This is a genomic window from Lentilactobacillus kefiri (assembly GCF_007989105.1).
GTDB lineage: Bacteria > Bacillota > Bacilli > Lactobacillales > Lactobacillaceae > Lentilactobacillus > Lentilactobacillus kefiri.
Genome location: NZ_BJVK01000008.1, coordinates 24456 through 50322 on the forward strand (window position 1 = coordinate 24456; position 25867 = coordinate 50322).

Genomic DNA, 25867 nt, shown 5'->3' on the forward strand with positions numbered 1-25867 from the left:
TTGTATAGACACATTTATGAATCCTGTGGGGAAGACACTGTTCAGGGGTAGAATTCTTGTCATGTACTTCGAAAGGTAGGTCAAAATTAGTAATGGAAAAAATTATTGCGTTTGATATGGATGGAACGGTCGCCGAGACTTTCCCGGTTATCTTTGATTCATTTAGAAGAACCGTTCACGACTATACTGGTAAATGGATCAGTAACCAGGTCATCCTTGCCACTTTTGGAGCAAATGAAGTTGGGATGTTAAAAGAGTTGATTCCCGATTACTCTGACGAAGTTTTGGAAAGCTTCCATGAAAACTATCGCCGGGCACATCTTCAGTTACGTCACCCATTTGAAGGAATTGAAAAATTACTCAAAGAACTTCACGAACGCGATGTCATTACTCCAATGATTACCGGTAAAGGCAAACAAAGCCTTCAAGTCAGCCTTGATTCACTTGGCCTGACAGATTCCTTCTCACCCGTTCTGTCCGGTTCACCCGACGGCTCGATAAAAGCCAAGCAGTTCGGTGACGTCATCAAACAATTTGGCGTTACCAAAGAAGATATGGCATATATCGGTGATGCGCCAACCGACGTGACCGCCTGCCAAGAAGCCGGCATCAAATGTTACTCAGCTGCCTGGTCGATTAATGCCAAAACCAAGGAACTCGAAAAGCTCAACCCGGATGAGATTTACACATCCGTCGATCAACTGAGAGAAAAGTTAATAAACGAATAATTAAATTGGCTAAACGACGACTGCGTGGATAATGACACGCAGCCGTTTTTTGTTTATATTATTAAAGACACTCTAATAATTGACCATTAACAGGAGTATAATTTAAGCCAATAACACATTTCATAATGGAAAGGATGATTCATTCATGAAGATTGAAGAAGGCTACATGCCATTTAAAGGCTACAAAACTTACTATCGAATTGTTGGTGAAAAGACCCCTGGGAAAGCTCCCTTACTGCTGATTCACGGTGGCCCCGGCTCTTCTCACAACTATTTTGAATTACTTGATGATTACGCCAACACCGGCCGCCAGCTGATTATGTATGATCAAGTTGGCTGTGGAAAATCTTCTCTTCCAGAAGACGAATCCATTTACGTGAAGGAAACTTGGGCCGAAGAATTAATTGCCCTGAGAAAATACCTGCATTTGGATGAAGTACATATGCTTGGCCAATCATGGGGCGGGATGCTGGAAATGCTCTACCTGACCCATTACAGCCAAGAGGGCGTCAAAAGTGTCATGATCGATGGATCGCCATCCTCAATTAAGTTGTGGATTGCCGAACAGCATCGGCTGATCAAATATTTGAGCTACGAAGACCGTCAGGCAATCGCCGAAGCAGAACGAACTGGCGATTTTAGCGGGCCCAAATACTTGGCCGCCAACGATCGTTATATGGAGCGTTACTGCTGGGACGATCCTGATGAAAATTCACCGGAACCTTTGCGTCGACCTACCAACGGTAAGCGAGCCAGCTTAATTGCCGAAGGACCAAACGAATTTACCGAAAATGGGACAATCAGCGACTTTGATGTCACCGATGATTTAAAGAACATTCACGTCCCAGTCCTGGTCACAAACGGTACTGACGACCTCTGTACGCCATTAATCGCCAAAACGGTATACGATCATATTCCTGGTGCTAAATGGCATCTGTTCGCCAACAGTCGCCATCTGGCCTTACTTGATCAGCATGATGAATTTATTAGTGTGCTTGATCACTGGCTTAACGAGAATGACTAATGATGAAAGTGATTATTTCACCTGCTAAAAAAATGATCGTCAATCAAGACGACTTTGATGTTCAAGCAAAGCCGGTGTATCTTGACCAGGCAACTGAAATTCTAAATGCCTTGCGCCAACTTGATTACGAACAGCTCAAAAAACTTTGGCACGCCAGCGAAAAGCTGACCCAAGCCAGCTATGAACAACTGAAGCACATTGACTTAGAGCACCAACTAACGCCTGCCATTTTGAGCTTTTCAGGAATTCAGTACCAATATATGGCACCGGATCTGTTGAGTGAAGATGCACTGAACTATTTGCAGGACCATCTTCGAATCCTGTCAGGCCTTTATGGCATTTTAAGACCATTCGACGGCGTATCACCCTACCGCTTTGACATGGATTCAAGATTAGCAATTCCTCCGGCCAAGAACATGTATGACTATTGGGGTGACCGGATTTATCAAACGTTGATCGGTGATCAGCCAATCATCAACTTGGCATCCCAAGAATATTCGAAGACCGTTACCCGCTTTTTAAAAACTGATGATCAATTTATCAACATCACATTTGGTCATCTGGTTGACAGCAACATTAAGACTCGGGCAACGTTTGCCAAAATGGCGCGTGGGGAAATGGTCCGATTTATGGCTGAACATCAGGTGACTAACATTGACGAACTAAAGCAGTTTGATTCACCAAATTATCAATTTGCCGATTCATATTCAACTAAAACGCATTTAGTTTTTTTGCGTCAAAAATAATTATCAACAAAAAACGGCTATCCAATTGGATAGCCGTTTTATTTTGTATCAATTGTAGCGTTGCAGTTAAAAATTGTTCATGTTGACCAAATTTACTTACTGGCGTTTTTAGGATTGATGTAGCCATTCTTATATTGATCCAATGAGGTTGAGATTACTTCATAACCTGACAGCGTTCCAGCTTGGACCAGGTAACCACTGTCATCGAAGAAATCACCTGTTGCTTCGGCAGTTCCGGCAAGGCCACTTTCAGATTTGCCTGTACCACCGCCACCAATTGCCATCCCCTCCATTCGGGCGTGGTCCAATACAGAATAATTTCCAGAAACAAGGGCACTATCGGTTACGACAGCATGGTCACTCACATGTGCACCATCTTTAACGATGGCCATCTTGGTAATTTGGGCATTGCCGGACACAATTGCTTGGCCGTCCACAATCCCATAGTCCTTTACTTTGACGTTGTCGGATACTTTAGATTTCCCTTCAACCAACGCATGGCCGGATAGACGAACATTTCCCTTCACGGTTGCATTATCCCGAACAGTTGCATGACCCGTCAACTTCACATGGCCACTAACTTTAGCGTTCCCCAAAACAGCACTGCCTTTGGATACTTTGACCGTCTTGGAAACCGATGCGGTGTTGGCAACAAAGCCACCCTGTTTGGTGTGATGACCCTTAATACCCTTAGTGGAAATGTTTGGCCGGGTTGCCGGTGCGGCATGACTCAATCGAATCTGATAAGGATAACGAGCTTTCGTGCTATACGGATGGTTCATTTCAGTAAATTTTTCACTATCAATTGGAAGTCCAAAGGTGTTGTCATCAATATCTTGCGTACTTGGCGTTGCGGCAACACTCAAATAAACTTTGTCGCTTGTCTTAGCTTTAATGGACTTTGTTTGACCGCTCTTAAATAGTGACGAATATTTTGCTGCAGATCCATCTTTAGGCTGAACGATCAATCTTGCCCGCCAATCAGCTCCAGCCTTTTTGGATAAGCCAGTCAATTTAACACCAACAGACGTACTGGATTTTCCCTTCTTAAACTCAGGGTGAAGTTGAATCACGTTAAAGGCATTTCCTTGTGGTGCCCGTTCATTCGGAACTCTGTACAAGTTTGAAGTCTTGGATACCTTATTCATTTGTGTGTAGAATTGCTGCCAATATAAGTTTCTGTTTTTCAGCAACTTCTTAAAGGCTGTTTGATACAACTTTTTTGGAGAATAAGATTTTGTGGCTGACCCTGCCCATTCAAGGCTGGCAACTCGACTGGCATAATCACCAAAGAGCGTTTTTTGGTCCACTTTAGGTGTATTTGCCCGAAGAATTTGATAAAACGTCTGGTTGGGGTTGCTCTTATCACCATTTGTCAACAAAGCCTTCATCAAATTTGTAGACATATCAAGGTGATCCGGATTATGTTGCAAGAATAACAGCAACGGCCAGGCTTCATAAAATGCCCGTCCATTAACCGGCGTCAGCATCGTTGCTCTGAGATACATTTCACTCAAAGAAGTCCCTAAATGGTTGCCTGAATTTCGATAAACATCACTGTAGGCGTATTCTTCTCTGAACCAATTTGCCACCGGCTCATACCATGCTGTTAAATAGATCCCGTCATTCCAGCTGTTGTTACCTTGAGCAAATTGAAAGTCATGACCGAACTCATGAGGAACCGCAGAGCCCCACCAATCCTTGTTAGGCGTCAATGCGGCAACTTGGGCAACAAAGTATGGATAAGATTGGGAATCTCTATCTGCGTATGCCCAGCCCTGTTGTAAGTCCTTAAAACCGGTGTCAATCAATAAAACGTTAATTTTGTATGGCTTCTGCTGACTATATGGCTTGTTAATTGCATATACCGGTGGGGTCATTTTCATTTCACCGATATATACTTGCCAAATTTGCTCCATTAAGGTTCCGGCTTCTTTTAAATATGATTGGGTTACCTTGGATGCATTGTCAGAGTCACCCCAATAGAAGTTAAAATGCGCGGTTTCGTAATGGTGCGCATTATTTTGATCAATTGTTGTGTTCCCCAGCTTAAAAGGCCGAACGGTTAAATTCGTATTCAGTTCACTGGTTGTCGCATCAGAACTAGTCTCACCGCTTGCGAAGGCTGGCTTAAATGACAATATTGCAACTAAGGCGAACATCAAAACGACTAAAAATCCCAACTGCTTAGTACTTTTATATGTATGTTCCTGATTCTCCATAGAATTACCTCCATTTTTTATTTAAATAATATTATAAAATGATTAGGATATTAAGTAAACATTAATATTAAATTAGATTAATGTTGCTTGAACTTTTATGTTCCAATACATCACGACATCCCAAAAAGAGAGGATAATCAGGATCATTGGCGGTCTAAATGATTCTCCATTTTGAGTTGTTGACCATTCGAAAATTCTCATAAAAAAAGACGCCTACATAGTAGACGTCTCATACATACATTTAAATTAAAGATCTCTAAAGCCAATATCTTTTCGATAATAGAAGCCTGACAAATCGAGTCGGCTCAACTCTGCATATACCTTTGCCTGAGCACACTCAAGGGTTGAAGCATGATTGTATAACGTAAAGATTCGGCCGCCTGAACTGTAAAGCTTGCCGTTTTCTTCAGTAACCCCGGCATAGAAAACATTGCCTGGTAAATCATCAGGTAGTGTGATGTGTTGCTTTGGAGAAGTTGGGTATCCGGGAGCTGTCACAACAACGCCAAGATAAAATTCTCCTTGCTGCCATTCAACTTTTGGCATCTTGTTATCAATCAGATCAGATGTCATTTGATAAAAGTCACTCTTAAGTTGTGGTAACAAGACTTGGGTCTCGGGATCACCTAGTCGTAAGTTATATTCAATCACTTTAGGACCCTGCTTGGTCAGCATGCAGCCAATGTAGATGATCCCAGCGAATTCCAAATCCTCTTTGGCAAGACCAGCCATAGTTGGTTCGACAATCTTTTGAACAGTCGTATCCAAAACACTTTGGGTAATATGAGGGACTGGCGAATAAGCACCCATCCCACCTGTGTTGGGACCGGTCTCCCCTTCGTGAATCTTTTTGTGGTCTTGTGAAATTGGGAAGATGACTTTCTTGTCGCCACCAACAAATAACATCAGTGAAAATTCTTCACCTTCGAGGAATTCTTCAATCAAGATTTCACCGGATTTATCCAACGCCGTCTTAATTGTGGTATCAAGATCACTGGCATCTTTGACGATGGTAACCCCTTTACCGGCAGCCAAGCCGTTTTCCTTAACAACCAGTGGCAATGATAATGAATGAGCATATTTTTTAGCTTCATCAAAGTCTGTAAAGGTTTTGAAACCAGCAGTTGGAATGCCATTCCGCTGCATAAACCCTTTAGCAAAGTTTTTGTCGCTTTCAAGACGAGCAGCTGATTCATCAGGGCCAAATACTCGTAAGCGAGCAGAAATGAAGGCATCAACAATTCCTTTGGAAAGTGGTACTTCAGGTCCAACGAATGTTAAATCGACAAGATGTTCTTTGGCAAATTCAACTAATTTAGGAAAATCCATTTCATCAATATCTACAATCTGGATGTTGTCCCTTTTCATCCCTGGGTTTCCTGGGGCGCAATAAACATTTGTAACTTGAGGACTTTTCAACATTGTTGCTGCAATTGCATGTTCACGTGCACCAGAACCGATAACCAGAACGTTTGCCATGATGTGATCTCCTTTTTGATTGGTAATATTTATTCTATGTATGAAGGCTGCAAGGGCAGCCTTGTTGTGCGGTTTGTGTGTGGTACTTTTGAATTTAGAGGGTTTTAGGCATCCTAGCTGAAACGTGCTCCGACGACCCAGATGCTAACTTCTAAGTCAACTTTGGTTCAACCCCAAGAGCGGGGCTTAAACCAAATTCGCCTTAGAAACCGCATCTCCCGGGTCTCGTCGCACTCTGCTTCTAATGTCTAAAATGTCTTACTCCGGTTGTTACCATTGCGATACCAAATTTATCGGCCATCGCAATTGAATCCTTATCACGGATACTTCCACCAGGTTGGATAATTGCCTTAATGTCATGCTTTGCAGCATATTCAACACAATCTGGCATTGGGAAGAAGGCATCTGAGGCCATAATGGCATTTTCGTAACCATCTTTTGGCATTGCCTTTTGAATAGCAATCTTGGCAGAATCAATTCGGTTTGGTTGTCCCATACCAACACCCAAAGTCTTGGTATCAGTGGTTACGACAACCGCGTTACTCTTAACATGTTTAACAACGTGTTGACCAAATTGCAAAGCCTTTAATTGTTGTTCAGTAGGTTGAACCTTGGTAACCACCTTAAAGTCAGGAATCTGATCGATTTCGTGGTCACTTTCCTGCATCAACATACCACCACTAACGGTAATTTCTTCGAAGCGGTCAGGTTGATCACGATGACTCAAGTCAGCTTTCAATAAACGAATATTCTTCTTTTTGGCAAGAATTTCAAAGGCTTCATCAGTGTATGAAGGTGCAATCACGATTTCCAAGAAAATCTTGTGCATCTTTTCGGCAGTTGCGGCATCGATTTCACGGTTAACCGCAATGATTCCACCAAAGATTGACATTGGGTCTGATTCGTAAGCTTCATCCCAAGCCTTTTCGATAGTGTCGGCAACACCAACACCACATGGATTCATATGCTTCATTGCAATAACAGTTGGTTGGTCAAATTCTGCAACCATGTTCAATGCGGCATTGGCATCCTTAATGTTGTTGTATGACAATTCCTTACCATGAAGCTGATCGGGAATAATCGTCAGTTTTGAAGGTAATGCTTTACGATAGAAGGCAGCCTTTTGATGACTGTTTTCACCGTAACGAAGACTTTGTTGTTTCTCATAAGTCAAAGTTAACTTTTCAGGGAACTCTTCTTCAGTTAAGTAATTGGAAATTAAAGCATCATAAGCAGCGGTGTGACGGAATACTTTGGCTGCCAAATGTTTTCTGAAATCGGCGTCATCTTTATGTTCTTTAAGAGCGTCAATTACCGGTTGGTAATCAGCTGGATCAACGACAGTCAGTACACCAGCAAAGTTTTTTGCGGCTGCACGAAGCATTGATGGGCCACCAATATCGATTTGTTCAATTGCTTCAGCCATAGTTGTTTCAGGCTTCTCAATGGTTTGCTTGAAGGGGTAAAGATTAACCGCAACCAAATCAATTGGGGTAATGCCAGCATCTTTTAACTGTTTCATATGGTCTGGATTATCACGCTTGGCAAGAATCCCTGCGTGAATCTTTGGATGAAGGGTCTTAACACGGCCATCCAGCATTTCTGGAAATCCGGTCACTTCTTCAACACCGGTTACTTCAACGCCAGCATCTTCCAGTGCCTTTTTGGTTCCACCGGTCGAAACAATTTCAAAATCCAAATCTTTTAATTGCTTAGCAAAATCAACCAAATTACTTTTATCAGAAACACTTAAAAGGGCTCTTCTAGACATTAAATTTCTCCTCTTTCTAATAATTGTTTGACAACGCTTGGATATAAAACATGCTCAGTAGCGTGAATCCGCTTCTCGAGATCGCTCAACTTGTCATCCTTATGAACTGGGACTTCACGTTGGGCAATGATCTTGCCTGAATCAATTCCTGAGTCAACCCAATGAACTGTGACACCAGTGGTATCAACACCGGCTTCATAGGCATCTTCAATTCCGTGGCGACCAGGAAATTTAGGCAATAGTGCTGGATGAATATTGATAATTTTGCCTTCATACTTATCTAATAAGGTTGGTCCAATAATCCGCATATAACCAGCTAAAATAATGAAGTCAATCTGCTCATCTTCGAGCTTCTTGGCAATCACCGTTTCGGCAGCGGCCTTGTTAGGATAATACTTAAAATTAATGACAAAGGTTGGAACAGATTCTTTATGTGCCCGGTCAAGGACGTGAACATTACTATGATCACAGACCAATAATTTAACATTGAGCGGTAATTTTTCTTTCTTGAAAGATTCCGTTAATGCAGTGAAATTGGTTCCTTCACCAGATGCAAATATCGCTATGTTTTTTACGTCAGATTTCATTGCTGGTCCTTTCGAATGATAACTTGTTTGTCTCCGGAAATAAGCTTACCTACACGGCTAACAGTTTCACCTGCAGCAGTCAACTGACTTTGAATATCGTCAGCATCTTCTGGATGAACCGCAACAACCATTCCTAATCCAAGGTTGAAGGTATGTTTCATATCATCAAAAGATAAATGACCAATTTCCTGCAGATTCTTCATGATAGCTGGAACTTTCCAACTTCCATAATTGAATTCCGCAGAAAGGCCTTCAGGTAATATCCGGGCAACATTTTCTGGAAGTCCACCACCAGTGATATGAGCAATTGAGGCAATTTTTCCCTGCTCTACCAGTGGTAGGACGGACTTAACGTAAATCTTGGTTGGTCGCAAAAGTTCATGCTTCAAATCAAGATCACAACCGGAAAGGGTGTCATTCAAGGAATAGGAATTTTGTTTAAATAAGATGTCTCTTACCAAGCTGAAGCCATTTGAATGAAGACCGTTGGAAGCAAGTCCCAACAAGATATCGCCTTCATGCAGATTATCCGAACTCAGTAATTTATCCTGGTCGGCAATTCCTACCGCAAACCCGGCAAGGTCGTAATGACCATGGGTATACATATCAGGCATTTCGGCAGTTTCACCACCAACCAATTTGGATTGGGCTTGGGAAACACCTTCAACCACACCGGTTAAAATATCTTTTGCTTTTTCGTTATCCAAATGACCAACGCCAAGATAATCCAAGAAGAACAAAGGTTTAGCTCCCTGTGCCAAAACATCATTGACACACATGGCAACCAAATCAATGCCAATTGTCTTGTGTAAATTGGCTTTAATTGCGATCAGCAGCTTAGTACCAACACCGTCGGTTCCGGAAACTAACACTGGGTTCTTGTAAGTACCTAATGCCAGCGGGAACAAACCGCCAAATGAGCCAAGGTCACTATTTTTGGATAAATTCTTAATATCATCGACTAACTTGTAACCGGCATTAATATCCACGCCGGCTTTTTTGTAGGCGTCCATTCGAATTACCTCATCTCATTGATTGTAGTTGGGCTTGATCGCGATCATATTCTTCTTCGTAATCATAAAGTGGTGTTGGGTATTTGCCGTCAAAGTAAGCGACACAAAGGCCTTTATTAGGAGCATCAGTCTTCAAATTAACTGAATCGACAACCCCTTTGACACTCAAGAAGCCTAATGAATCAGCACCAAAGATTTGACGCATTTGTTCAATCGTCTTATTGGCGGCGATCAATTCACGAACGTGTTGAATATCAATTCCATAGAAGCATGGGTAACGAAGTGGCGGTGAAGCAATCCGCAAATGAACTGAAGCGGCACCGGCATCCTTAAGCAATTTAACAATTCGACGACTGGTTGTTCCACGAACAATTGAATCATCAACTAGGACAAGGTTCTTGCCGCGAACAACACCCTTAACTGCGGAAAGCTTCATGTTGACGCCTTGTTCACGCAATTCTTGGGTAGGCTCGATAAAGGTTCTGGCAGAATATTGATTCTTAACCAGCCCCATTTCATAAGGCAGGCCGGATTCTTCTGCATAACCCATTGCCGCTGAAAGAGATGAATTAGGAACCCCAATAACCATATCGGCATTTTTAACGGGTTGTTCCTGTGCAAGCCGCGCACCCATTCGCTTTCGGGCAGAATGAACGTTTACCCCGTAGATGTCTGAATCAGGACGGGCAAAGTAGATGAATTCCATTGAGCAGATTGCCAACTGAGTATCATCGGTATATTTATCAACGGTAATGCCTGAATCATCAATTTTAATTAACTGACCAGGTTGAACGTCAAATTTGAATTTGACACCAACGGCATCCAAGGCACAGGTTTCACTGCAGACAACGTATGCGCCGTTTGGAAGTTGGCCGACAACCAATGGTCGAAAGCCATTTGGATCAAGCGCTGCATACAAACGGTCTTTAGTCATCACAAGGTAGGCAAAGCCACCCTTGATGATATTTAAGGCTTCCTTCATTTGATCATCTAGGTTGTCTTCCCGGCTCAATCGAATTAAGTGCATCAAATTTTCAGTGTCTGAGCTGGAATGATAAATTGCACCGCGGTCTTCCAACTTCTTACGAATTGAAATGGCATTGGTTAAGTTACCATTATGTGCCAAGGCAAATTGGGTATCACTAAAGTTAAATGGGAGTGGCTGAATATTTTCCAGCAAGTTGCTGCCGGCAGTCGAGTAACGAACATGACCAATGGCGGCAGAACCTGTCATTTCATCAACCGCATTAGGTGAATCAAAGACATCTGTTAACAAGCCAAAGCCACGTTTGGTTGTCAAATGACCATCATTATTAACGGTGATCCCAGCGCCTTCTTGTCCACGATGTTGAAGGGCAAATAGGCCAATGTAAGTTAATTTGGCTGCATCGGGAGTTCCCCAAACGCCAAAGATCCCACATTCTTCATTTAAACTTTTTACTTCAGACGGCATGACAATGCCCCTTTCCAAATACCAAACGCTTTATCAACATCAATATCAAAGTAACCATCGTTGGCTTGGACAAATAGGTGATTGTCATCGACTACCTTTCCAAGCTTTTGTGCGTCATTTCCAACTAATTGTTCAAATTCGGCTTGCTTTTCTTGTGGTACTGAAACAATGAATCTTGATTGACTTTCGGAGAAGAAGTCGGCGACGGTTAAGTCGGCGGTCAAATCAACTCCGAGTTGATTGCCAAATGTACTTTCGGCAATGGCTGTAATTAAGCCACCTTCGGAAATATCATGAGCTGAGTTCAATAACTTTTGTTGAATAGCAGCAGTTACTAATTTTTGAATTTTAACTTCATAATCTAAATCAAAATCGAAGAGCTTGCCGGAAATGTTACCGGTTTGCATCTTTTGAATCTGTGAACCATTGAAACCTGGTTCAGTCTTGCCGACAACGTAAACTGCGTCGCCAGCGTGCTTAAAGTCTTGAGTCGTAATGTGATCCAAGCCCTTGATTAAACCAACCATGCCGACCATTGGGGTTGGGTAGATTGGAATATTATCGTATTCGTTGTTCAATGAAACATTTCCGGAAATAACCGGTGCTTCAAATTTTTCACAAGCCTCTGTCATTCCCATAACTGCTTGATCCAATTCATAAAATTGATCAGGCTTTTCAGGGTTACCAAAGTTCAGGCAGTCGGTAATTCCCAGTGGAACAGCTCCTGATGCTACAATGTTTCGAGCCGCTTCAGCAACTGCCATGGCGCCGCCTTCTCGAGGGTTCAAGTAAAGGTAACGACCATTCACATCCGTTGTGATTGCCAAAGCTTTGTCATGATGACGAACCCGGACAACGGCTGCATCTGAACCAGGTGCAACAATGGTGTTGGTCTGAACCTGAGTATCATATGTTTCATAGATACTTTCTTTGGAAGCAATTGTTAATTGACTCAACATTTCTTTTAAAGTTTCGGTTGGGTTGGTGATTTTTGGTTGATACTGGTTTGTATCAACATTCTTTAAATGTTCAGGCATTTCTGATTCACGGTGATAAACAGGTGCTTGTGATGCTAATGAATCAACTGGAACATCTGCAACCAATTTACCGTGATGCATGAGCTTATAATTATGACCTTCAGTCACATGACCAATGACAACGGCATTAACACCATGGTCAGCGAAGACTTTTAATACTTCATCTTCGTGACCGGCTTTAACACATAAGAGCATCCGTTCCTGAGATTCGGAAAGCATTAATTCAAATGCAGACATTCCGGCTTCACGTTGAGGAACGAGATCGAGGTTAAGTTCCATCCCGTTTCCACCAGCTTTGGAACCCATTTCTGCAGATGATGAAACCAGTCCGGCAGCACCCATATCTTGGATACCAACTAAAGAATCGGAATGATTATTGATAACATCCAAGCAGCCTTCCATTACTAGTTTTTCTTCGAATGGATCACCTACTTGAACAGCTGAACGTTGGCTTTCGTGTTCTGAATCAAATTGGAATGAAGCAAATGATGCACCGTTAATACCATCACGGCCGGTTTTATGACCAACGTAGATAATACTGTTGCCGACACCGGCAGCGGCACCAACTTCAATCTTATCCAAATCCATCAAACCAACAGACATCACGTTGACCAATGGGTTATGAGCATATGCATCGTCAAATGCGGTATCACCACCAACAGTTGGAATTCCGATACAGTTACCGTAAGCACTGATACCAGCAACAATTTGCTGAATGAAGTATTTGTCGGCATCTGTCTTAGGTTCGGCAAATCTCAAGCTGTCCATGCTGGCAATTGGACGGGCACCCATTGAGAAGATGTCCCGCAAAATACCACCAACACCGGTTGTTGCGCCTTGGAAAGGTTCAACGGCAGATGGATGATTATGACTTTCGGCCTTGAATACAACACCTTGGTTGTCACCAATGTCAATGATTCCGGCACCTTCACCGGGACCTTTAACAACGTGCTTACCCTTGGTAAAGAACTTTTTGAGAACCGGCTTGGAATTCTTGTAAGAACAATGTTCACTCCACATTCCTGAGAACAAACCAACTTCGGTATAGTTGGGAAGTCGATGTAAAACATCATCTTTGATTAATCCATATTCGTGATCAGTCAAGCCCATTGATTTGTAAAGCTTGTTGTCGCGGATTTGTTCTGGTGTGGCTTCGGTTGTTTGATCCATTACACTATTCATAAATAACCCCTCGACTCTTAATGTGATTGACGATTGATTGGAAAACTCCTTTACCATCGTCGGAACCAAGTACTGCTTCAACAGCTCGTTCAGGATGAGGCATCATTCCAAGCACGTTTCCCTGCTTATTAATGATACCGGCAATATTATCAATACTTCCGTTAGGATTGCTGTCATATTTGAAGACAATTTGATCATTGGCAATCAATTCACGCAATGTATCCTGATCACAGTAATAATTACCGTCACCATGCGCAATCGGCAGGTTGATCATTTGGCCTTCCTGGTATTCGGAACTAAACATTGAATGATTATTATTAACAACTAATGGTTCTGTCTTGCAGATAAACTTAGCTGAAACATTTTTCTGCAGGCTGCCGGGAAGTAATCCCGCTTCAGTCAGAATTTGAAATCCGTTGCAAATTCCAAGAACTGGTTTGCCGCTTTTGGCGAATTCCTGTAAATCAGGAATAATTGGTGAGAAGCGGGCAATCGCACCACTTCTTAGATAATCGCCATAAGAGAAACCGCCGGGAATAAGTACGGCGTCAAAACCTTCGAGTGTGTTCTTCTTATAAGAAACCAGTTCGACATCTTCTTTGATGATGTCTTTAATTGCGTTATATAAATCCATTTCGCAATTTGATCCTGGAAATGCAAGGACGGCAAATTTCATTGAGCAGCCTCCGTTTCTTCAATCTCGTAGTGATAATTTTCCATGTTGTAATTGGCGAGGAGCTTGTCACAAATTTCGTTAATTTCTTTGTCGAGCTCATCTTTTGATTTGCCGTCAGCAACGGTTAATTCAAAATACTTGCCAAGCTTAACGTCTTCAACGTTGTCATAACCCAAACGCTTAAGAGCCTTGTGAACTGCTTCTGCTTCAGGGTTTAAAATTGATTTTTTGTAATTAACATAAACTTTTGCAAGAGCCATTATTTAACGTCCTCCACTTTTTCCAAACGACCAAGAATTTCTTTATAAACAGGGACCAAAGCGCCAAGGCCTTTTCTGAAGACATCTTTGTCGAGTGACTTTTTAGTGTCACGGTCAATCAAACGGCAGCTGTCTGGAGAAATTTCATCGGCTAAGATTAATTCGTTGTCGGAATCAATTCCAAATTCAACTTTGAAGTCAACCAGGTCAATATTCATTTCGGAGAAGATTTCCTTGAGACGGTCATTAACCTTCAAGGCAATTGCTCGCATCTTGTTCATTTGATTTTCAGTTGCAACATTCAATGCTTCAGCTTGGAAATCATTGATGAATGGGTCGTCCAGTTCATCACTCTTAAAGAAGAATTCTTGAACCGGCTTGTCGAACTTCATTAAATGCTTAACAGCGAATTTCTTTTCAAAACTTCCTGAAGCAAAGTTACGGACAACTGTTTCAAGTGGAATGATCTTAACGCGTTTAACTAATTGATTGTTTGAATCGATTTGTTTGATGAAGTGATTCTTAATGCCGTGGTTGGCAAGGTCTTTAAAGATCAAAGATGAAATTTCACAGTTGGTTTGGCCTTTACCTTCCATCTGAACCTTCTTCTTACCATTGAATGCGGTAACTTGGTCCATGTAGTGAACCCACATTGTGTTAGGCTCGTTAGTTGTGTACATTTCCTTAGCTTTACCTTTATACAACAAATCTTTTTTAACAATTTCAGTCATTTTAATTTTCTCCCTTTAACATGTCTGTGGATTTCAGTAACTGGTCAATGTCGTCACCAACAACGGTAACGTGGCCCATCTTACGTTGTGGTCTAATTTCAGCCTTACCATAATCATGGAAATGCCACTCTGGATGTTCCGTAAGCAGCTTGCGGGCAAGGGTTAAATCCGTTCCTAACAGGTTACGCATAACTGCGGGCTTTTCTTGAACAATTTCAGGAATTGGTAAACCGCAGATACTTCTTATGTGAGCTTCAAATTGAGAAATGTTGCAGGCTTCGATCGTGTAATGACCGGAGTTATGTGGACGAGGTGCAAGTTCGTTAACCATGACATCTTTATCATCAATAACGAAAAGTTCAATTCCAAGGACCCCGTATAAATCAAGCCGGTTGGCAATCGTTTCAGCATATTGCTTGGCTTTGGCATGAACCGTCTTGGAAAATCTTCCAGGTGCAATGGTTGTGTGAAGGATATGATTCTTATGACGATTTTCAACAAGTGGGAAAGTAATAACCTTGCCATTCAAATCGCGGGTAACCATCACAGATGCTTCGGCAATGAAGTCCTGACGAGCTTCCAAAATACATTCGGTTTTGGAATATAATTCTGAAGCTTTTTCAATATCAGCATCGGAGTTGATGTCCACCTGACCATGACCGTCATAACCGCCGGAAACGGTTTTTAGAATGGCGGGATAACCAACTTTTTCAATTGCGGCCTTTAATGAATCTTCGTCGGTAACCGCTGCAAAATTGGTAACCGGAATTCCACAATCTTTAATGAAGTTCTTTTCGTTTAACCGTTGGCCGGTAATGTGAAGTAAATGAACACCTTGTGGAAGTTCGGCAACCTTTTTAGCTTTGAGCAGTGAATTCTCATCAACGTTTTCAAACTCATAAGTTAAAACATCACTTTTTTCTGCCAGTTTCATTAATGAATCAACATCATCATATTCAGCGACAATTTGGAAATCGGCCACCTGATCTGCAGGTGCTTGCGGCGTTGGATCAAGAATACCAACGTGATATCCCATTGATTTGGCAATCAATGCCATCATCTGTCCAAGCTGACCACCACCGACAATTCCAATCGTGGCTGGTGGCAAAATTGTTTTAATCGAACTGCTGCTCACTGTTTTTGGCCTCCACTCTTTGTTTTTCCTTGAGATCGGCAAGCTTCTTGGCAACCGCCGGATCAGTTACCCCAATAATTTGAGCTGCCAGTAAAGCGGCGTTTTTAGCACCAGCTTCACCAATGCTGACTGTGGCAACCGGAGCGCCAAATGGCATTTGGACAATTGAGAGTAATGAATCAACACCATTTAATGTTCGTGTTTTCATCGGGCAGCCAATAACGGGAAGTGTCGTGTTTGCTGCAATCATTCCTGGTAAATGGGCGGCACCGCCAGCTCCTGCAATGATTACTTTCAATCCCTTGTCACGAGCCGTCTTGCCAAATTCTTGAAGTTCATCAGGCATCCGATGTGCTGAGATAACGTGCTTCTCATAAGGGATCCCAAGACTTTCAAGTTGTTCACAAGCCAGCTTCATTGTTGGCCAATCAGATATTGATCCCATTGCTACGCCGACAGCGTTTGCCATTCCAACCACTCACCTTTTCAATTTATTTAGTGTCTACAATATACTTGACATCATAATGGAAGTCAACGTTAATGTTCGTGTTTAAAACGATATATGCCACTTTTTACGTAATTTTTTTAATTAATTTCCGTATTTTAATCGTTTTGTCTTTAAACTGTTATGATTTTTTTATGATAATTCGGTATTTGACCAATTTCATCTTTCCCAGTCAGTGGGTTGAACATGTTATGATTAATGTATCGATGAGTTTAATTGGAGGAATACAAATGAAATTTAGAACGCTTGGTAAAACAGGTTTTAAAATCAGTGAAGTTTCTTTAGGTACTTGGCAGCTTGGTGGAAAATGGGGGACTCCATTTGACCCGAAAGATGCTCGGGATACACTTCAAGAAGCTTATGATCGTGGTGTTAACTTCTTCGATACAGCAGATGGGTATCAAGATGGCCAAAGTGAAAAGGCGGTTGGTGAATTCGTTCAGAAACATCCAGATGTTCACTACACAACCAAGATTGGTCGAAAAGAAATGCCTCTGGACCTCAAGCATTTCGATCCTGCCCACGTTGATCGCTACGTTGATGAATCACTGCAAAATATGGGTGTCGATTCCTTGGATATGGTTCTTCTCCACTGTCCACCAATGATGAATTACTACATGCCGGAAACTTTCTTTGAACTGGACAAGTTGAAAAAAGCCGGCAAGATTAAGAATTATGGTGTCAGTGTCGAACGGGTTGAAGAAGGAATCAAAGCTTTAAGCTATGATATTTCAGCTGTTGAAATTATCTTCAATATGTTCCGCTTACGTCCAGCCAACCTCTTCTTCGATTTAGCCAAGAAGAACAATGTCGGCATTTTGGCTCGGGTTCCCCTTGCCAGTGGGCTTTTGACCGGTAAGTACACCGCCGATACCAAATTTGCTCCCGAAGACCACAGAACAACCAACCGTCACGGAGAACAATTTGATAAGGGTGAAACTTTCTCCGGTGTTGATTACCTGACTGGTGTTAAAGCTGCAAATGAATTAAAGCAACGCCTTGGGACAGATAATCTTGCTGCAATGGCTTTACGTTTTATCCTAATGTATGATGCTGTCTCAGCAGTCATCCCCGGTGCAAGCAATCCAACTCAAATCGAACGGAACACAACGGCTGCCGACTTGCCAGCTTTAACTGACGAGCAAATGCAGATTGTCCGCAACGTTTACGACAAATACATTAAGAACCCGGTCGATTATCTCTGGTAATCACCCCGATTCAAACTAAGTTATAAAAAAAGGCTCATCAACTTAAATAATTGATGAGTCTTTTTTCGATCAGTTATGCGATAATATCCAAAAAAGGTTCCGGAGCAATCAATGCTTCGAAACCTTTTTACATACACAATGTTCATTTAAGACTAGTCTTCGTCGTCTTCTTCATCCAAGCCTTCACGTGGTGTATTGCCAAGTAAAGCCTGAAGTCTGGCAATGTTATGGTTGTTATCCCGTAACAAACCAATTAAATGCTGAGCCAGAACTGGACGGTCTTCTTTGTCCGCCAATTTGATGGCACGGGTGACAAACATGTTCTCAGTATCATAATCATGAACCAAGTCGTTAATGATCCATTCTGCAGATTCATACTTGTTTTGACCATTTTCTTCGAGCATGGCGTATTCGCCAAATTCTTTTTGGGTACTTGGGGTTACTAAGGCTTCGTCAATTAAGACTGCGCCCAAAGCATCCTTTTGAGCATATGCCTGGTGCAACAGTTTGCCGAATAAATCTTTCAGCTGTTCAGCCTGCATCCCTTTGACATACCACTTAGCCATCTGGAGCTTGTCTGATAATACGACCAAATTGGAAACGATATGACCAGTCATGGCACCGGCAGTTGGCGTGTGATGATCAATATCTGCTTGCTTTACTTCTGCTTCAAATAATTGTTCTGGAGTTGCTGTTGTCATATTCTTCACCTATTTCACTTTCATTGATTGAACTTCATAACCTAAATCAGTTACCGTATCCGACAGCTTGTCGGCAGAGATTTTGTCCCCATCGAAATCTGTCTTGACCTTGGCTGCATTGAACAACACTTTGACGTTTTCCACGCCATCCTGTTTTTCCAAAGCACCCTTGATCTTTTGCATGCATGACGGGCATGATAATGCGTCTAATTGTAAAATTGCTTTACTCATATTAATAACCTCCATCTCATTTACTGTTTTAATGATAAATCGTATTCGTTTACAGATAATTGATCTGCGTCAAGTTTTGGCATTTTCGGTCGATAATTAATTAATCTCATGGCATTGAAAATCACAACCAGAATACTTGCTTCATGGACAAACATCCCGCTGGCCATGTAAATAAAGCCGAGAATCAATCCGACCAGCAATGCGGCAACTGTTCCAATAGCAATGATGATATTTTCTTTGGTATTCATCACCGTCTTCTTGGACAAACCATATGCATGAATCAATTCATTAAATCCGGATGACATTAAGACAACATCGGACGTTTCAACCGCAACGTCGGTTCCACTGCCCATGGCAATCCCGATGTCAGCAGTTACCAATGACGGACTATCGTTGATTCCATCACCAACGAAGGCAACTTTGTGACCTTCCTGCTGGTACTTTTTAACATAGTCCACTTTTTGTTCAGGCAATAATTCTGCATGAACTTCATCAATCCCAATTTGTTTGGCAACGGCATTAGCTGTCTGAAGGTTATCTCCAGTCAGCATCACCGTCTTCTTAATGCCCAGTGATTTAAGCTGTGCCAAGCTTTCTTTGACGCCCTGACGAATAACGTCCGAAATCCCAAAGATCGCTTGAACCTGACCATCAAATGCAACAATCACAGTTGAGCTGCCCTGATTTTGAATGTTTTCCAAATCGCGATGCTGAATCGTTGTCAGATCAACTTGTTCATCATTCATCATCCTGAGATTTCCAATCAAAACCTGGTGAGTATCAGCGTTGGCTTTCACGCCACGGCCTTTAACGGTATTGGCATCCGTTACTTTAACGGAATCAAAATCAATCTGATGAGCATTGGTAAATGATACAACCGCCTGAGCCAATGGGTGATCGGACTGCTTTTCAACCGCGGCAGCAATCTGAAGTCCCAATTGATCGTTCGAATAATCTTTAATGGTAGTAACGGCGGTCTTACCTTCAGTTAACGTACCAGTCTTGTCAAAGACCAATGTATCAACGTTGGCAAAAGTATTCATCACTTCGCCACCCTTGATCAAGACACCATTCTTGGCACCATTCCCAATTCCGGCAACGTTTGAAACTGGGGCACCAATAACCAAAGCACCTGGGCATCCAAGTACCAGAACGGTAATCGCCAACCTAAAGTCTTTGGTAATTAACCCAACAATCAGGGCAATGATTAAAACGGCAGGTGTGTAGTAAGTGGCAAATTTATCAATAAACTTTTCTGCAGGTGACTTGGTATCTTGAGCATCTTCGACCAGTTCAACAATCTTACCGAAGGTTGTGTCATCCCCGACTTTGGTTGCCCGGACTTTGACCGTTCCATTATCCAGAATGGTTCCAGAAAAGACTTGGTCGCCGGCTTTCTTAGTAACTAATTTGGATTCACCGGTAATACTGGCTTCGTTGATATGACCTGAGCCGTCAACAATTTCACCATCCACTGGGATTTGACCGCCGGCTTTAACCAAAACGACATCGTCAACGTCGACAAAATCAACGTCAGTTTTTTCCGTTTTACCGTCATCATCAATCACCAAGGCGGTGGTTGGGGCCATCTCCGTCAGATCTTTAATTGAATGACGGGTTTTGGCCAGAGTCTTGTCTTCCAAAAAGGTTCCAAATAAGAATAGAAAGGTCACAATTGCCGATTCGTTATACTCGCCAATGATGAAGGCACCAATAACGGCAATACTGACAAGTAACTCAATACTAATTGTCTTAAACCGCAGTGCTGAAACTGCCCGTAGGACAATTGGGACTGCGGAAATGATTGAAGCGGCGATAAATGAAACTGTGTAAATCATATCGCTGTTAATCATTTTTCCTAGTAACCCAAGGCCAATCAGGATTGCGGTTACCAATGTAATTTGATTTGTATGTTGATTTATATATCGTTGAAATTTCATAATTTCCCGCTCCGTTTCTTAATTTATGTCTTAATTATATGGAGAAAGCCGTGGTAAAGAATTGACCTGTATCAAGTTTTGAATTTTTCTTTTGCATTCCACCCTTATATCAACCATAATTGAGTTAACAAGAGCAGAGGAGGATTCGAAAATGAAAATTATCGTAATTGGTGCAACCGGACGAGTTGGCTCAAATGTTGTTGAAAAGCTGTCGAAAAGTCACAAAGACGAAGTGTACGCTGCTGCCCGTCATCCTGAAAAAGTTCCTGTTCATGATAACGTCACCCCATTTAAGTTGGATTTAAGTGATCACATGGATGATATCAAGGAAGCATTGCCAGAAGCCGATGCCATTATCTTTGCGGCCGGTTCCGGTGGTCGGGATTTGTTGAAGATTGACCTTCATGGTGCCGTTAAGACAATGGAAGCTGCGGAAGAAAAAGGCATTAACCGATTCATCATGCTGAGTTCCAAAGGTTCACTATCTCCTGACGAATTTGGTAATTCGCCATTGGAAAATTACCTGATCGCCAAATATTACGCAGATGAGTGGCTCATTCATAATACCCATTTGGATTACACAATCCTCCAGCCGACTGCCCTGGTTGAAAAAAGTGGTTCTGGAAAAGTCACGCTGGGATCATACAGCACCAACGAAAACAGTATCGATAATGTTGCCGATGTTCTGATCGGTCTTACTGAGAATCACGCTGGCGCTAAAGAAGTCATTGAGATGAGCACTGGAAACGAACCAATTCCGGATGCCATCAGCGATCTTAATTAATATTTGAATAATCAATTTAAAATAAAACCGGCCAAAGATAAAATAAGCTTTATCTTTGGTCGGTTTTTGCATACAAAATTATTTAATTTTAAATGTCAGCTGACGTGCGAGTGGATCAAACTCATATGCCCCACGAACCATTTGGCCATTTTCAGTTGGCCGAACATTCTCTGAAGTTCGAATTCGGAGATTTCTTGGCGCAACCTTTGGTTCTGAGAAGTTAACGAATATTTTGTCATTCGCAAAATCGTAGACAACATCCTTAATCGGAACTGTTTCCGAAATAATCTCAAAGTCAGTCTCTTCGCCGTGAACAAACAGTCGCTTGTGAAAGGCATCCGTTGGTTTCATGGTTAAAATCATATTCCCATTGTCTTCGACTTCACCGCCAAATGATAGCCAACCAGCTTGTGGATCGAAGTGAACAAATTGACCAGCTTCGTGCATATAACCATAAAATGACTGGCCGTAATCTCCGGTATAAGGTTCAAAGTCCATGATATCGGGATTTGCCAAATATCCCATTGAACCAAAGCCGTCTTGGTTAATTGTTGTCAAAGCACTGGTTGAAGCAGCATAACCCACTTTCAGCAGATACAAATCATCTGAATGGTGCTCCTTGTAACTCTGAAGAAGTGGAATTGCGTTCAAAGGCGAACCATAATGGCCAAACAGCCTGCCCATGACTTCCCGCTTACCATAAACAGCGGAATCAAAGTAACGTCGTGCAGCGCCGTTATAACCCCAATTAGGGATTGAAGGTGTGTATGCTTTTACGGCATCAACCGTCTGCTTGGCCTTCTCTTCATCACCAAAGTAATCACACCAAACATAGATTTCTTCTTGGCCAGTTGAATCCCAAGGCATTTCACTGCCTTATGGGTACTTCAGGCTTGCCCAAATTTGGTAACGGAGACGCATATATGCCTCATATTTCTTGGCTTTTTCATCCCAGCCTTCATATTCCAAATCCTTTAAGATCCACAAATGAACGCTGCCGACCATCAAGCCAAACTGTTCCAAATACATAAATTTATCCTTGGTGGCAAACTTATGCATTGCCATCACTGTGTGATAAGCATGATCCAAATACCACTGCCAGTCGTGATTAGTAACCAAGCCATCGTAATTTCGGGCTAAGCGATACATCATCCAATAAATGGCTGCCTGGTGAACATAATTATATGCCCGCCACGTTTCCTCGGATCGAGACTTGTCCCATGATGCCCAACTATATGGGGAGTTCTCATCCGTATAGTAAAGGCTGGCTCGGACCGAATAGTCGTCTTTATTTTGCAACTTTCCCCACAAAACATCGTCAACGTATTCTTCCAACAACTGAACTTGATGTTTATCCGGCATCAGCAGGTTTTTCGAAGCCATCAATAAGTTTGGCCCGGCACCAACTTCGTCAGATACCCCAGAGATAAACGTGCGCCGTTCATTTAAGACCTTTTGTTTTGCATCCCGGTCATAAGTGATAAATGCATGTTTTCTCCCATATTTGTCATCATCCTCAAGCCACTGATTTTTAACATGGAAATCAGCTAGTTTTTTAACGGCCTTATCGGCAGCGTCCAATACAAAGTAATTAATCGTCTGGTGAGTGCCGTCTTCGTACTCAACCAAGACGTCGGCATACCCATAGTAATCACCGGTGCCAACGAGCTTATACGAACCGTCTCCGGCTTGATAAATGTCCAAGGCATTTTCAGGAGAAACTTTGATCGAAGTGATTGGACTCTTCGCGTTAATCGTCAAATGAGCGGTTTCAGTTCCGTGAATTGTGTAGCCTGGAACACTATCAACAACTGGCATACCCAAACGATGAAGTTCTTCGGGCACGTCAGCCTGGTTATCAATGACTGTGAATCGAAGTGAATATTCCTGGCCTTCACCCGGCTTTAAAATCAATGAAGTCGGCTTATTCCAATGTTTCTGATCGAACCAGTCACTTTCAGCATAGGCAAATGAGAGAATTGTCCACTCGTAAAATCCTTCAAACGTCACTCTTCGTGGCGTCTTATCGTCATTCAATGGCCGGTAAGCCTCAAAATGAGCGTTCTTTCCAGGAGTAACCAGTAGTGTCGGTTCATCGCCGCTTAGCCGAGTTACCTGAACATATCCGGCATCATTGCCGATATATGGATCGGAAAAGACACAGTTTTGGTGGCTTTCATCCAAAGTGTTGTCTGTCAGAATTTGGTTAAAAATCATGGCAACGCCCAAACCGCCGACTTCATATTCTTCTTTGGTCGGATTGTTAAGTTTAATTGTAAAGGTGGTTTCAGTGCCATCTTCTGAAGTTTTCCACTCACGTGACACATCCAGTGGACAGTCTTTTAGTTCTTCGTCAAAAGCCGTTCTATAGGTGTCCCAAGGGTTGAAGATGGTTCGTAAGGAAATCGTGATATCTCCAAGTTGGTAATAGCCTTTGCCTTGTCGCTTAACTTTGGATTTACTCATACCGAAGTCAAAGCTGCCGTCACTGTTTGTAACTGCAAGCTTATTGAGGATTGCATCATTAGCGGTAGATTTCTCAAGTTCAAATTTTCTTTTCATCATTTCGCTCCTTTATTCAAGTAATTAAGAATGGTTTGTCAAAGTTAATCTGAGATGTCGTTTTGGTTGATGATCCTGTGTTTCCAATCATTTTCACCAAAAACGATCATATAAATACATCTTCTATGATAACGGTTACAACGTTATTATAAAATAGTTAAAGCCACATTTCTGGTAGAAAAAACGGACATTTTTCATTCAAGGTCTCAGATTCAAATAATTCGAGGACTCAATTCTGAAATGGGATCATCAATCATGTCACGTTGCCGTCAGTTTTTTAGTCGAATATGTTAGGTTTAATTACATATACCAATCCAATTCAGAAACTTTTTTCATCTTAAATTGGCCAAATACAATTGCTTTATCACTGGCGTTGGCACCGTTTCCAAATTAATGAGTGCTTTTATAATTTTCTAACCAATTTCAAAATGTACTGGACGTTTCAAAAAGATGATGTTAGAATTTATGACATTAAAAGAGAAGGAAGCGATGTTATGAATGCTGCAAATACCTCGTTCATGATTTTATCCAGTATTTTGGTATTATTCATGACTCCCGGATTAGCGTTTTTCTATGGGGGCCTGGTTTCAAAGCGAAACGTTGTTAACACGATGCTGTCTGTCTTCATTATGACTGGTGTCGCAATTGTTCTTTGGATTGTGATCGGCTATTCATTGTCATTCTCAGGAAATATTGGCGGTGTTGTTGGTGACGTCAAGAATTTCTTCATGAATGGTGTCGACTTAACTTCACTGACCGCAACCAAGATTCCAACCGGGATCTTCTCAGTCTTTGAAATGATGTTTGCAATTATCACTCCTGCACTATTCGTTGGTGCGGTTGTTGGCCGGATTAAATTCAACTTCTTGTTGGTATTCTTAATTCTATGGTCAATCATCATTTACTATCCAATGGTCCATCTGGTTTGGAGTCCCAACGGATTGCTTGCCGGACTTGGAACCTTGGATTTCGCCGGTGGAACCGTTGTTCATATCAACGCTGGTGTTACGGCATTTGTTCTTTCAGCCTTCTTGGGCAAACGAGTTAAATTTGGTGATATTCCTCATACCCACTACAACTTACCTTGGGTTTTACTTGGTGCCACCATTCTTTGGATTGGTTGGTATGGGTTTAACGCCGGATCAGCAATGGGTGTTGACAACATTGCCGCTCAAGCAACTATCACAACCACAATGTCCACTGGTACCGCAATGGTAACCTGGATGATTTTGGACATGATTATCAACGGTAAGCCAACCTTGGTTGGTGTTTGTACCGGTACCCTTTGTGGATTAGTTGGTGTCACCCCTGCCTGTGGGTTTGTCACTATCGCCGGATCATTTTGGATTGGCATGTTCTCAACATTTGCCAGCTACTTCTTTGTAAACTATCTCAAAGATCGAATTGGTGTTGATGATGCTTTGGATGCATTTGGATGCCATGGTGTCAGTGGAATTGTGGGTTCAATTGCAACCGGACTATTTGCTACCAAATCAGTCAACCCAATCGTTGCTCATAATGGTGCCTTCTATGGTGGTGGTTTCCATCAGTTAGGTGTTCAAATCATTGCAACACTTGCTACTATCGTCTTCGTTACGATTGCTGCATCAATCATCATTAAGCTGTTGAGCTTGGTAATGCCAATGCGGGTTAACCGGAAAGAAGAAAAGATGGGCTTGGATAAAGGTGAACACGGTGAGGAAGCTGATTACACCGTTGACATGAGTGAAAATCTCGACGAGTACAGATCCGATTTGAACCTCTATTCAAAGGAATTCAGAGGTCAGCTTGGTGGACTGGACACCAATAAGGATCCCCATTTACATTGATTTAAACATTCATAACAATAAAAAGTTGGGTCTTCAATTCAAGCCGATGAATTGAAGGCTCTT

Annotated in this window: 21 protein-coding genes and 1 pseudogene; 6 read left to right on the forward strand and 16 right to left on the reverse strand. The window is 42.0% G+C overall.

The window, feature by feature from the left end:
• The first annotated feature begins 92 nt into the window (after window positions 1-92).
• The 3 genes from LKE01_RS04490 (at window position 93) to yaaA (ending at window position 2498) form a co-directional block, all read left to right on the forward strand.
• Complete coding sequence (locus LKE01_RS04490; RefSeq protein ID WP_179286789.1) at window positions 93-728, forward strand: HAD family hydrolase; 636 nt, start codon at window positions 93-95, stop codon at window positions 726-728.
• A 145-nt stretch (window positions 729-873) separates the two neighbouring features.
• Window positions 874-1752 carry a proline iminopeptidase gene (pepI, locus tag LKE01_RS04495; RefSeq protein ID WP_054769452.1) on the forward strand — a complete coding sequence of 293 codons (879 nt, stop codon included), beginning with the start codon at window positions 874-876 and terminating at the stop codon, window positions 1750-1752.
• Between the two features lie 2 nt (window positions 1753-1754).
• Entirely contained in the window at window positions 1755-2498 is a 744-nt protein-coding gene (yaaA, locus tag LKE01_RS04500; RefSeq protein WP_056981896.1) for a peroxide stress protein YaaA, read from the forward strand.
• Between the two features lie 92 nt (window positions 2499-2590).
• On the opposite strand, the gene LKE01_RS04505 is transcribed toward yaaA, so the two are convergent.
• The 12 genes from LKE01_RS04505 to purE form a co-directional block, all read right to left on the reverse strand.
• The gene (locus LKE01_RS04505; protein WP_056981865.1) at window positions 2591-4720 is read right to left on the reverse strand and encodes a polymer-forming cytoskeletal protein; all 2130 of its coding nucleotides are present in this window, start codon (window positions 4718-4720) and stop codon (window positions 2591-2593) included.
• Window positions 4721-4966: 246 nt separating this feature from the next.
• Window positions 4967-6199 (reverse strand): phosphoribosylamine--glycine ligase, encoded by a 1233-nt coding sequence (gene purD, locus LKE01_RS04510; RefSeq protein ID WP_056981863.1) that lies wholly within the window; start codon window positions 6197-6199, stop codon window positions 4967-4969.
• A gap of 241 nt (window positions 6200-6440) precedes the next feature.
• A complete protein-coding gene (gene purH, locus LKE01_RS04515; RefSeq protein WP_054769197.1) occupies window positions 6441-7970 on the reverse strand; it encodes a bifunctional phosphoribosylaminoimidazolecarboxamide formyltransferase/IMP cyclohydrolase in 1530 nt (509 codons plus the stop codon).
• Window positions 7970-8557, reverse strand: a complete 588-nt coding sequence (gene purN / locus LKE01_RS04520) for a phosphoribosylglycinamide formyltransferase (RefSeq protein WP_056981861.1) — start codon at window positions 8555-8557, stop codon at window positions 7970-7972. The genes purH and purN overlap by 1 nt, the downstream gene beginning before the upstream one ends.
• Window positions 8554-9570 carry a phosphoribosylformylglycinamidine cyclo-ligase gene (purM, locus tag LKE01_RS04525; protein ID WP_056981859.1) on the reverse strand — a complete coding sequence of 339 codons (1017 nt, stop codon included), beginning with the start codon at window positions 9568-9570 and terminating at the stop codon, window positions 8554-8556. Before purM ends, purN begins: the two co-directional genes overlap by 4 nt.
• A gap of 10 nt (window positions 9571-9580) precedes the next feature.
• On the reverse strand, window positions 9581-11023 hold the full coding sequence (gene purF / locus LKE01_RS04530; RefSeq protein WP_054769199.1) for an amidophosphoribosyltransferase: 1443 nt from the start codon (window positions 11021-11023) through the stop codon (window positions 9581-9583).
• The gene (gene purL / locus LKE01_RS04535) at window positions 11008-13242 is read right to left on the reverse strand and encodes a phosphoribosylformylglycinamidine synthase subunit PurL (RefSeq protein ID WP_056981857.1); all 2235 of its coding nucleotides are present in this window, start codon (window positions 13240-13242) and stop codon (window positions 11008-11010) included. Before purL ends, purF begins: the two co-directional genes overlap by 16 nt.
• A complete protein-coding gene (purQ, locus tag LKE01_RS04540; RefSeq protein WP_056981855.1) occupies window positions 13235-13918 on the reverse strand; it encodes a phosphoribosylformylglycinamidine synthase subunit PurQ in 684 nt (227 codons plus the stop codon). Before purQ ends, purL begins: the two co-directional genes overlap by 8 nt.
• On the reverse strand, window positions 13915-14178 hold the full coding sequence (gene purS, locus LKE01_RS04545) for a phosphoribosylformylglycinamidine synthase subunit PurS (protein WP_054769200.1): 264 nt from the start codon (window positions 14176-14178) through the stop codon (window positions 13915-13917). Before purS ends, purQ begins: the two co-directional genes overlap by 4 nt.
• A complete protein-coding gene (purC, locus tag LKE01_RS04550; protein ID WP_054769201.1) occupies window positions 14178-14909 on the reverse strand; it encodes a phosphoribosylaminoimidazolesuccinocarboxamide synthase in 732 nt (243 codons plus the stop codon). Before purC ends, purS begins: the two co-directional genes overlap by 1 nt.
• A 1-nt stretch (window position 14910) precedes the next feature.
• Window positions 14911-16044 (reverse strand): 5-(carboxyamino)imidazole ribonucleotide synthase, encoded by a 1134-nt coding sequence (gene purK, locus LKE01_RS04555; protein ID WP_056981853.1) that lies wholly within the window; start codon window positions 16042-16044, stop codon window positions 14911-14913.
• Complete coding sequence (purE, locus tag LKE01_RS04560; protein WP_056981851.1) at window positions 16025-16513, reverse strand: 5-(carboxyamino)imidazole ribonucleotide mutase; 489 nt, start codon at window positions 16511-16513, stop codon at window positions 16025-16027. Before purE ends, purK begins: the two co-directional genes overlap by 20 nt.
• 266 nt (window positions 16514-16779) lie before the next feature.
• On the opposite strand from purE, the gene LKE01_RS04565 reads away from it, so the two are divergent.
• Window positions 16780-17757, forward strand: coding sequence for an aldo/keto reductase (locus LKE01_RS04565; protein WP_054769202.1), 978 nt, complete (start codon window positions 16780-16782; stop codon window positions 17755-17757).
• A 152-nt stretch (window positions 17758-17909) separates the two neighbouring features.
• On the opposite strand, the gene LKE01_RS04570 is transcribed toward LKE01_RS04565, so the two are convergent.
• From LKE01_RS04570 to LKE01_RS04580, 3 genes are read right to left on the reverse strand one after another with little or no spacing between them, the layout of a single operon-like run.
• Window positions 17910-18458 carry a ferritin-like domain-containing protein gene (locus tag LKE01_RS04570; RefSeq protein WP_056981849.1) on the reverse strand — a complete coding sequence of 183 codons (549 nt, stop codon included), beginning with the start codon at window positions 18456-18458 and terminating at the stop codon, window positions 17910-17912.
• Between the two features lie 9 nt (window positions 18459-18467).
• Window positions 18468-18689 carry a heavy-metal-associated domain-containing protein gene (locus tag LKE01_RS04575; protein WP_003582479.1) on the reverse strand — a complete coding sequence of 74 codons (222 nt, stop codon included), beginning with the start codon at window positions 18687-18689 and terminating at the stop codon, window positions 18468-18470.
• Window positions 18690-18709: 20 nt separating this feature from the next.
• Window positions 18710-20629, reverse strand: a complete 1920-nt coding sequence (locus LKE01_RS04580) for a heavy metal translocating P-type ATPase (protein ID WP_056981848.1) — start codon at window positions 20627-20629, stop codon at window positions 18710-18712.
• Window positions 20630-20780: 151 nt separating this feature from the next.
• Here LKE01_RS04580 and LKE01_RS04585 point away from each other — a divergent pair, with 151 nt between their 5' ends.
• The gene (locus LKE01_RS04585; RefSeq protein WP_054769203.1) at window positions 20781-21413 is read left to right on the forward strand and encodes an SDR family oxidoreductase; all 633 of its coding nucleotides are present in this window, start codon (window positions 20781-20783) and stop codon (window positions 21411-21413) included.
• 78 nt (window positions 21414-21491) lie between these two features.
• Here the strand turns inward: LKE01_RS04585 and LKE01_RS04590 are convergent.
• Window positions 21492-23978, reverse strand: a pseudogene (locus LKE01_RS04590) (DUF5695 domain-containing protein).
• Window positions 23979-24469: 491 nt separating this feature from the next.
• Here LKE01_RS04590 and LKE01_RS04595 point away from each other — a divergent pair.
• The gene (locus LKE01_RS04595; protein WP_054769206.1) at window positions 24470-25804 is read left to right on the forward strand and encodes an ammonium transporter; all 1335 of its coding nucleotides are present in this window, start codon (window positions 24470-24472) and stop codon (window positions 25802-25804) included.
• The last annotated feature ends 63 nt before the right edge of the window (window positions 25805-25867 follow it).

Bases quoted from the DNA above. Each gene is read 5' to 3' on its own strand.
- LKE01_RS04490 (WP_179286789.1), top strand. From the start codon at position 93: ATGGAAAAAATTATTGCGTTTGATATGGATGGAACGGTCGCCGAGACT.
- pepI (WP_054769452.1), top strand. From the start codon at position 874: ATGAAGATTGAAGAAGGCTACATGCCATTTAAAGGCTACAAAACTTAC.
- yaaA (WP_056981896.1), top strand. From the start codon at position 1,755: ATGAAAGTGATTATTTCACCTGCTAAAAAAATGATCGTCAATCAAGAC.
- LKE01_RS04505 (WP_056981865.1), bottom strand. From the start codon at position 4,720: ATGGAGAATCAGGAACATACATATAAAAGTACTAAGCAGTTGGGATTT.
- purD (WP_056981863.1), bottom strand. From the start codon at position 6,199: ATGGCAAACGTTCTGGTTATCGGTTCTGGTGCACGTGAACATGCAATT.
- purH (WP_054769197.1), bottom strand. From the start codon at position 7,970: ATGTCTAGAAGAGCCCTTTTAAGTGTTTCTGATAAAAGTAATTTGGTT.
- purN (WP_056981861.1), bottom strand. From the start codon at position 8,557: ATGAAATCTGACGTAAAAAACATAGCGATATTTGCATCTGGTGAAGGA.
- purM (WP_056981859.1), bottom strand. From the start codon at position 9,570: ATGGACGCCTACAAAAAAGCCGGCGTGGATATTAATGCCGGTTACAAG.
- purF (WP_054769199.1), bottom strand. From the start codon at position 11,023: ATGCCGTCTGAAGTAAAAAGTTTAAATGAAGAATGTGGGATCTTTGGC.
- purL (WP_056981857.1), bottom strand. From the start codon at position 13,242: ATGAATAGTGTAATGGATCAAACAACCGAAGCCACACCAGAACAAATC.
- purQ (WP_056981855.1), bottom strand. From the start codon at position 13,918: ATGAAATTTGCCGTCCTTGCATTTCCAGGATCAAATTGCGAAATGGAT.
- purS (WP_054769200.1), bottom strand. From the start codon at position 14,178: ATGGCTCTTGCAAAAGTTTATGTTAATTACAAAAAATCAATTTTAAAC.
- purC (WP_054769201.1), bottom strand. From the start codon at position 14,909: ATGACTGAAATTGTTAAAAAAGATTTGTTGTATAAAGGTAAAGCTAAG.
- purE (WP_056981851.1), bottom strand. From the start codon at position 16,513: ATGGCAAACGCTGTCGGCGTAGCAATGGGATCAATATCTGATTGGCCA.
- LKE01_RS04565 (WP_054769202.1), top strand. From the start codon at position 16,780: ATGAAATTTAGAACGCTTGGTAAAACAGGTTTTAAAATCAGTGAAGTT.
- LKE01_RS04570 (WP_056981849.1), bottom strand. From the start codon at position 18,458: ATGACAACAGCAACTCCAGAACAATTATTTGAAGCAGAAGTAAAGCAA.
- LKE01_RS04575 (WP_003582479.1), bottom strand. From the start codon at position 18,689: ATGAGTAAAGCAATTTTACAATTAGACGCATTATCATGCCCGTCATGC.
- LKE01_RS04580 (WP_056981848.1), bottom strand. From the start codon at position 20,629: ATGAAATTTCAACGATATATAAATCAACATACAAATCAAATTACATTG.
- LKE01_RS04585 (WP_054769203.1), top strand. From the start codon at position 20,781: ATGAAAATTATCGTAATTGGTGCAACCGGACGAGTTGGCTCAAATGTT.
- LKE01_RS04595 (WP_054769206.1), top strand. From the start codon at position 24,470: ATGAATGCTGCAAATACCTCGTTCATGATTTTATCCAGTATTTTGGTA.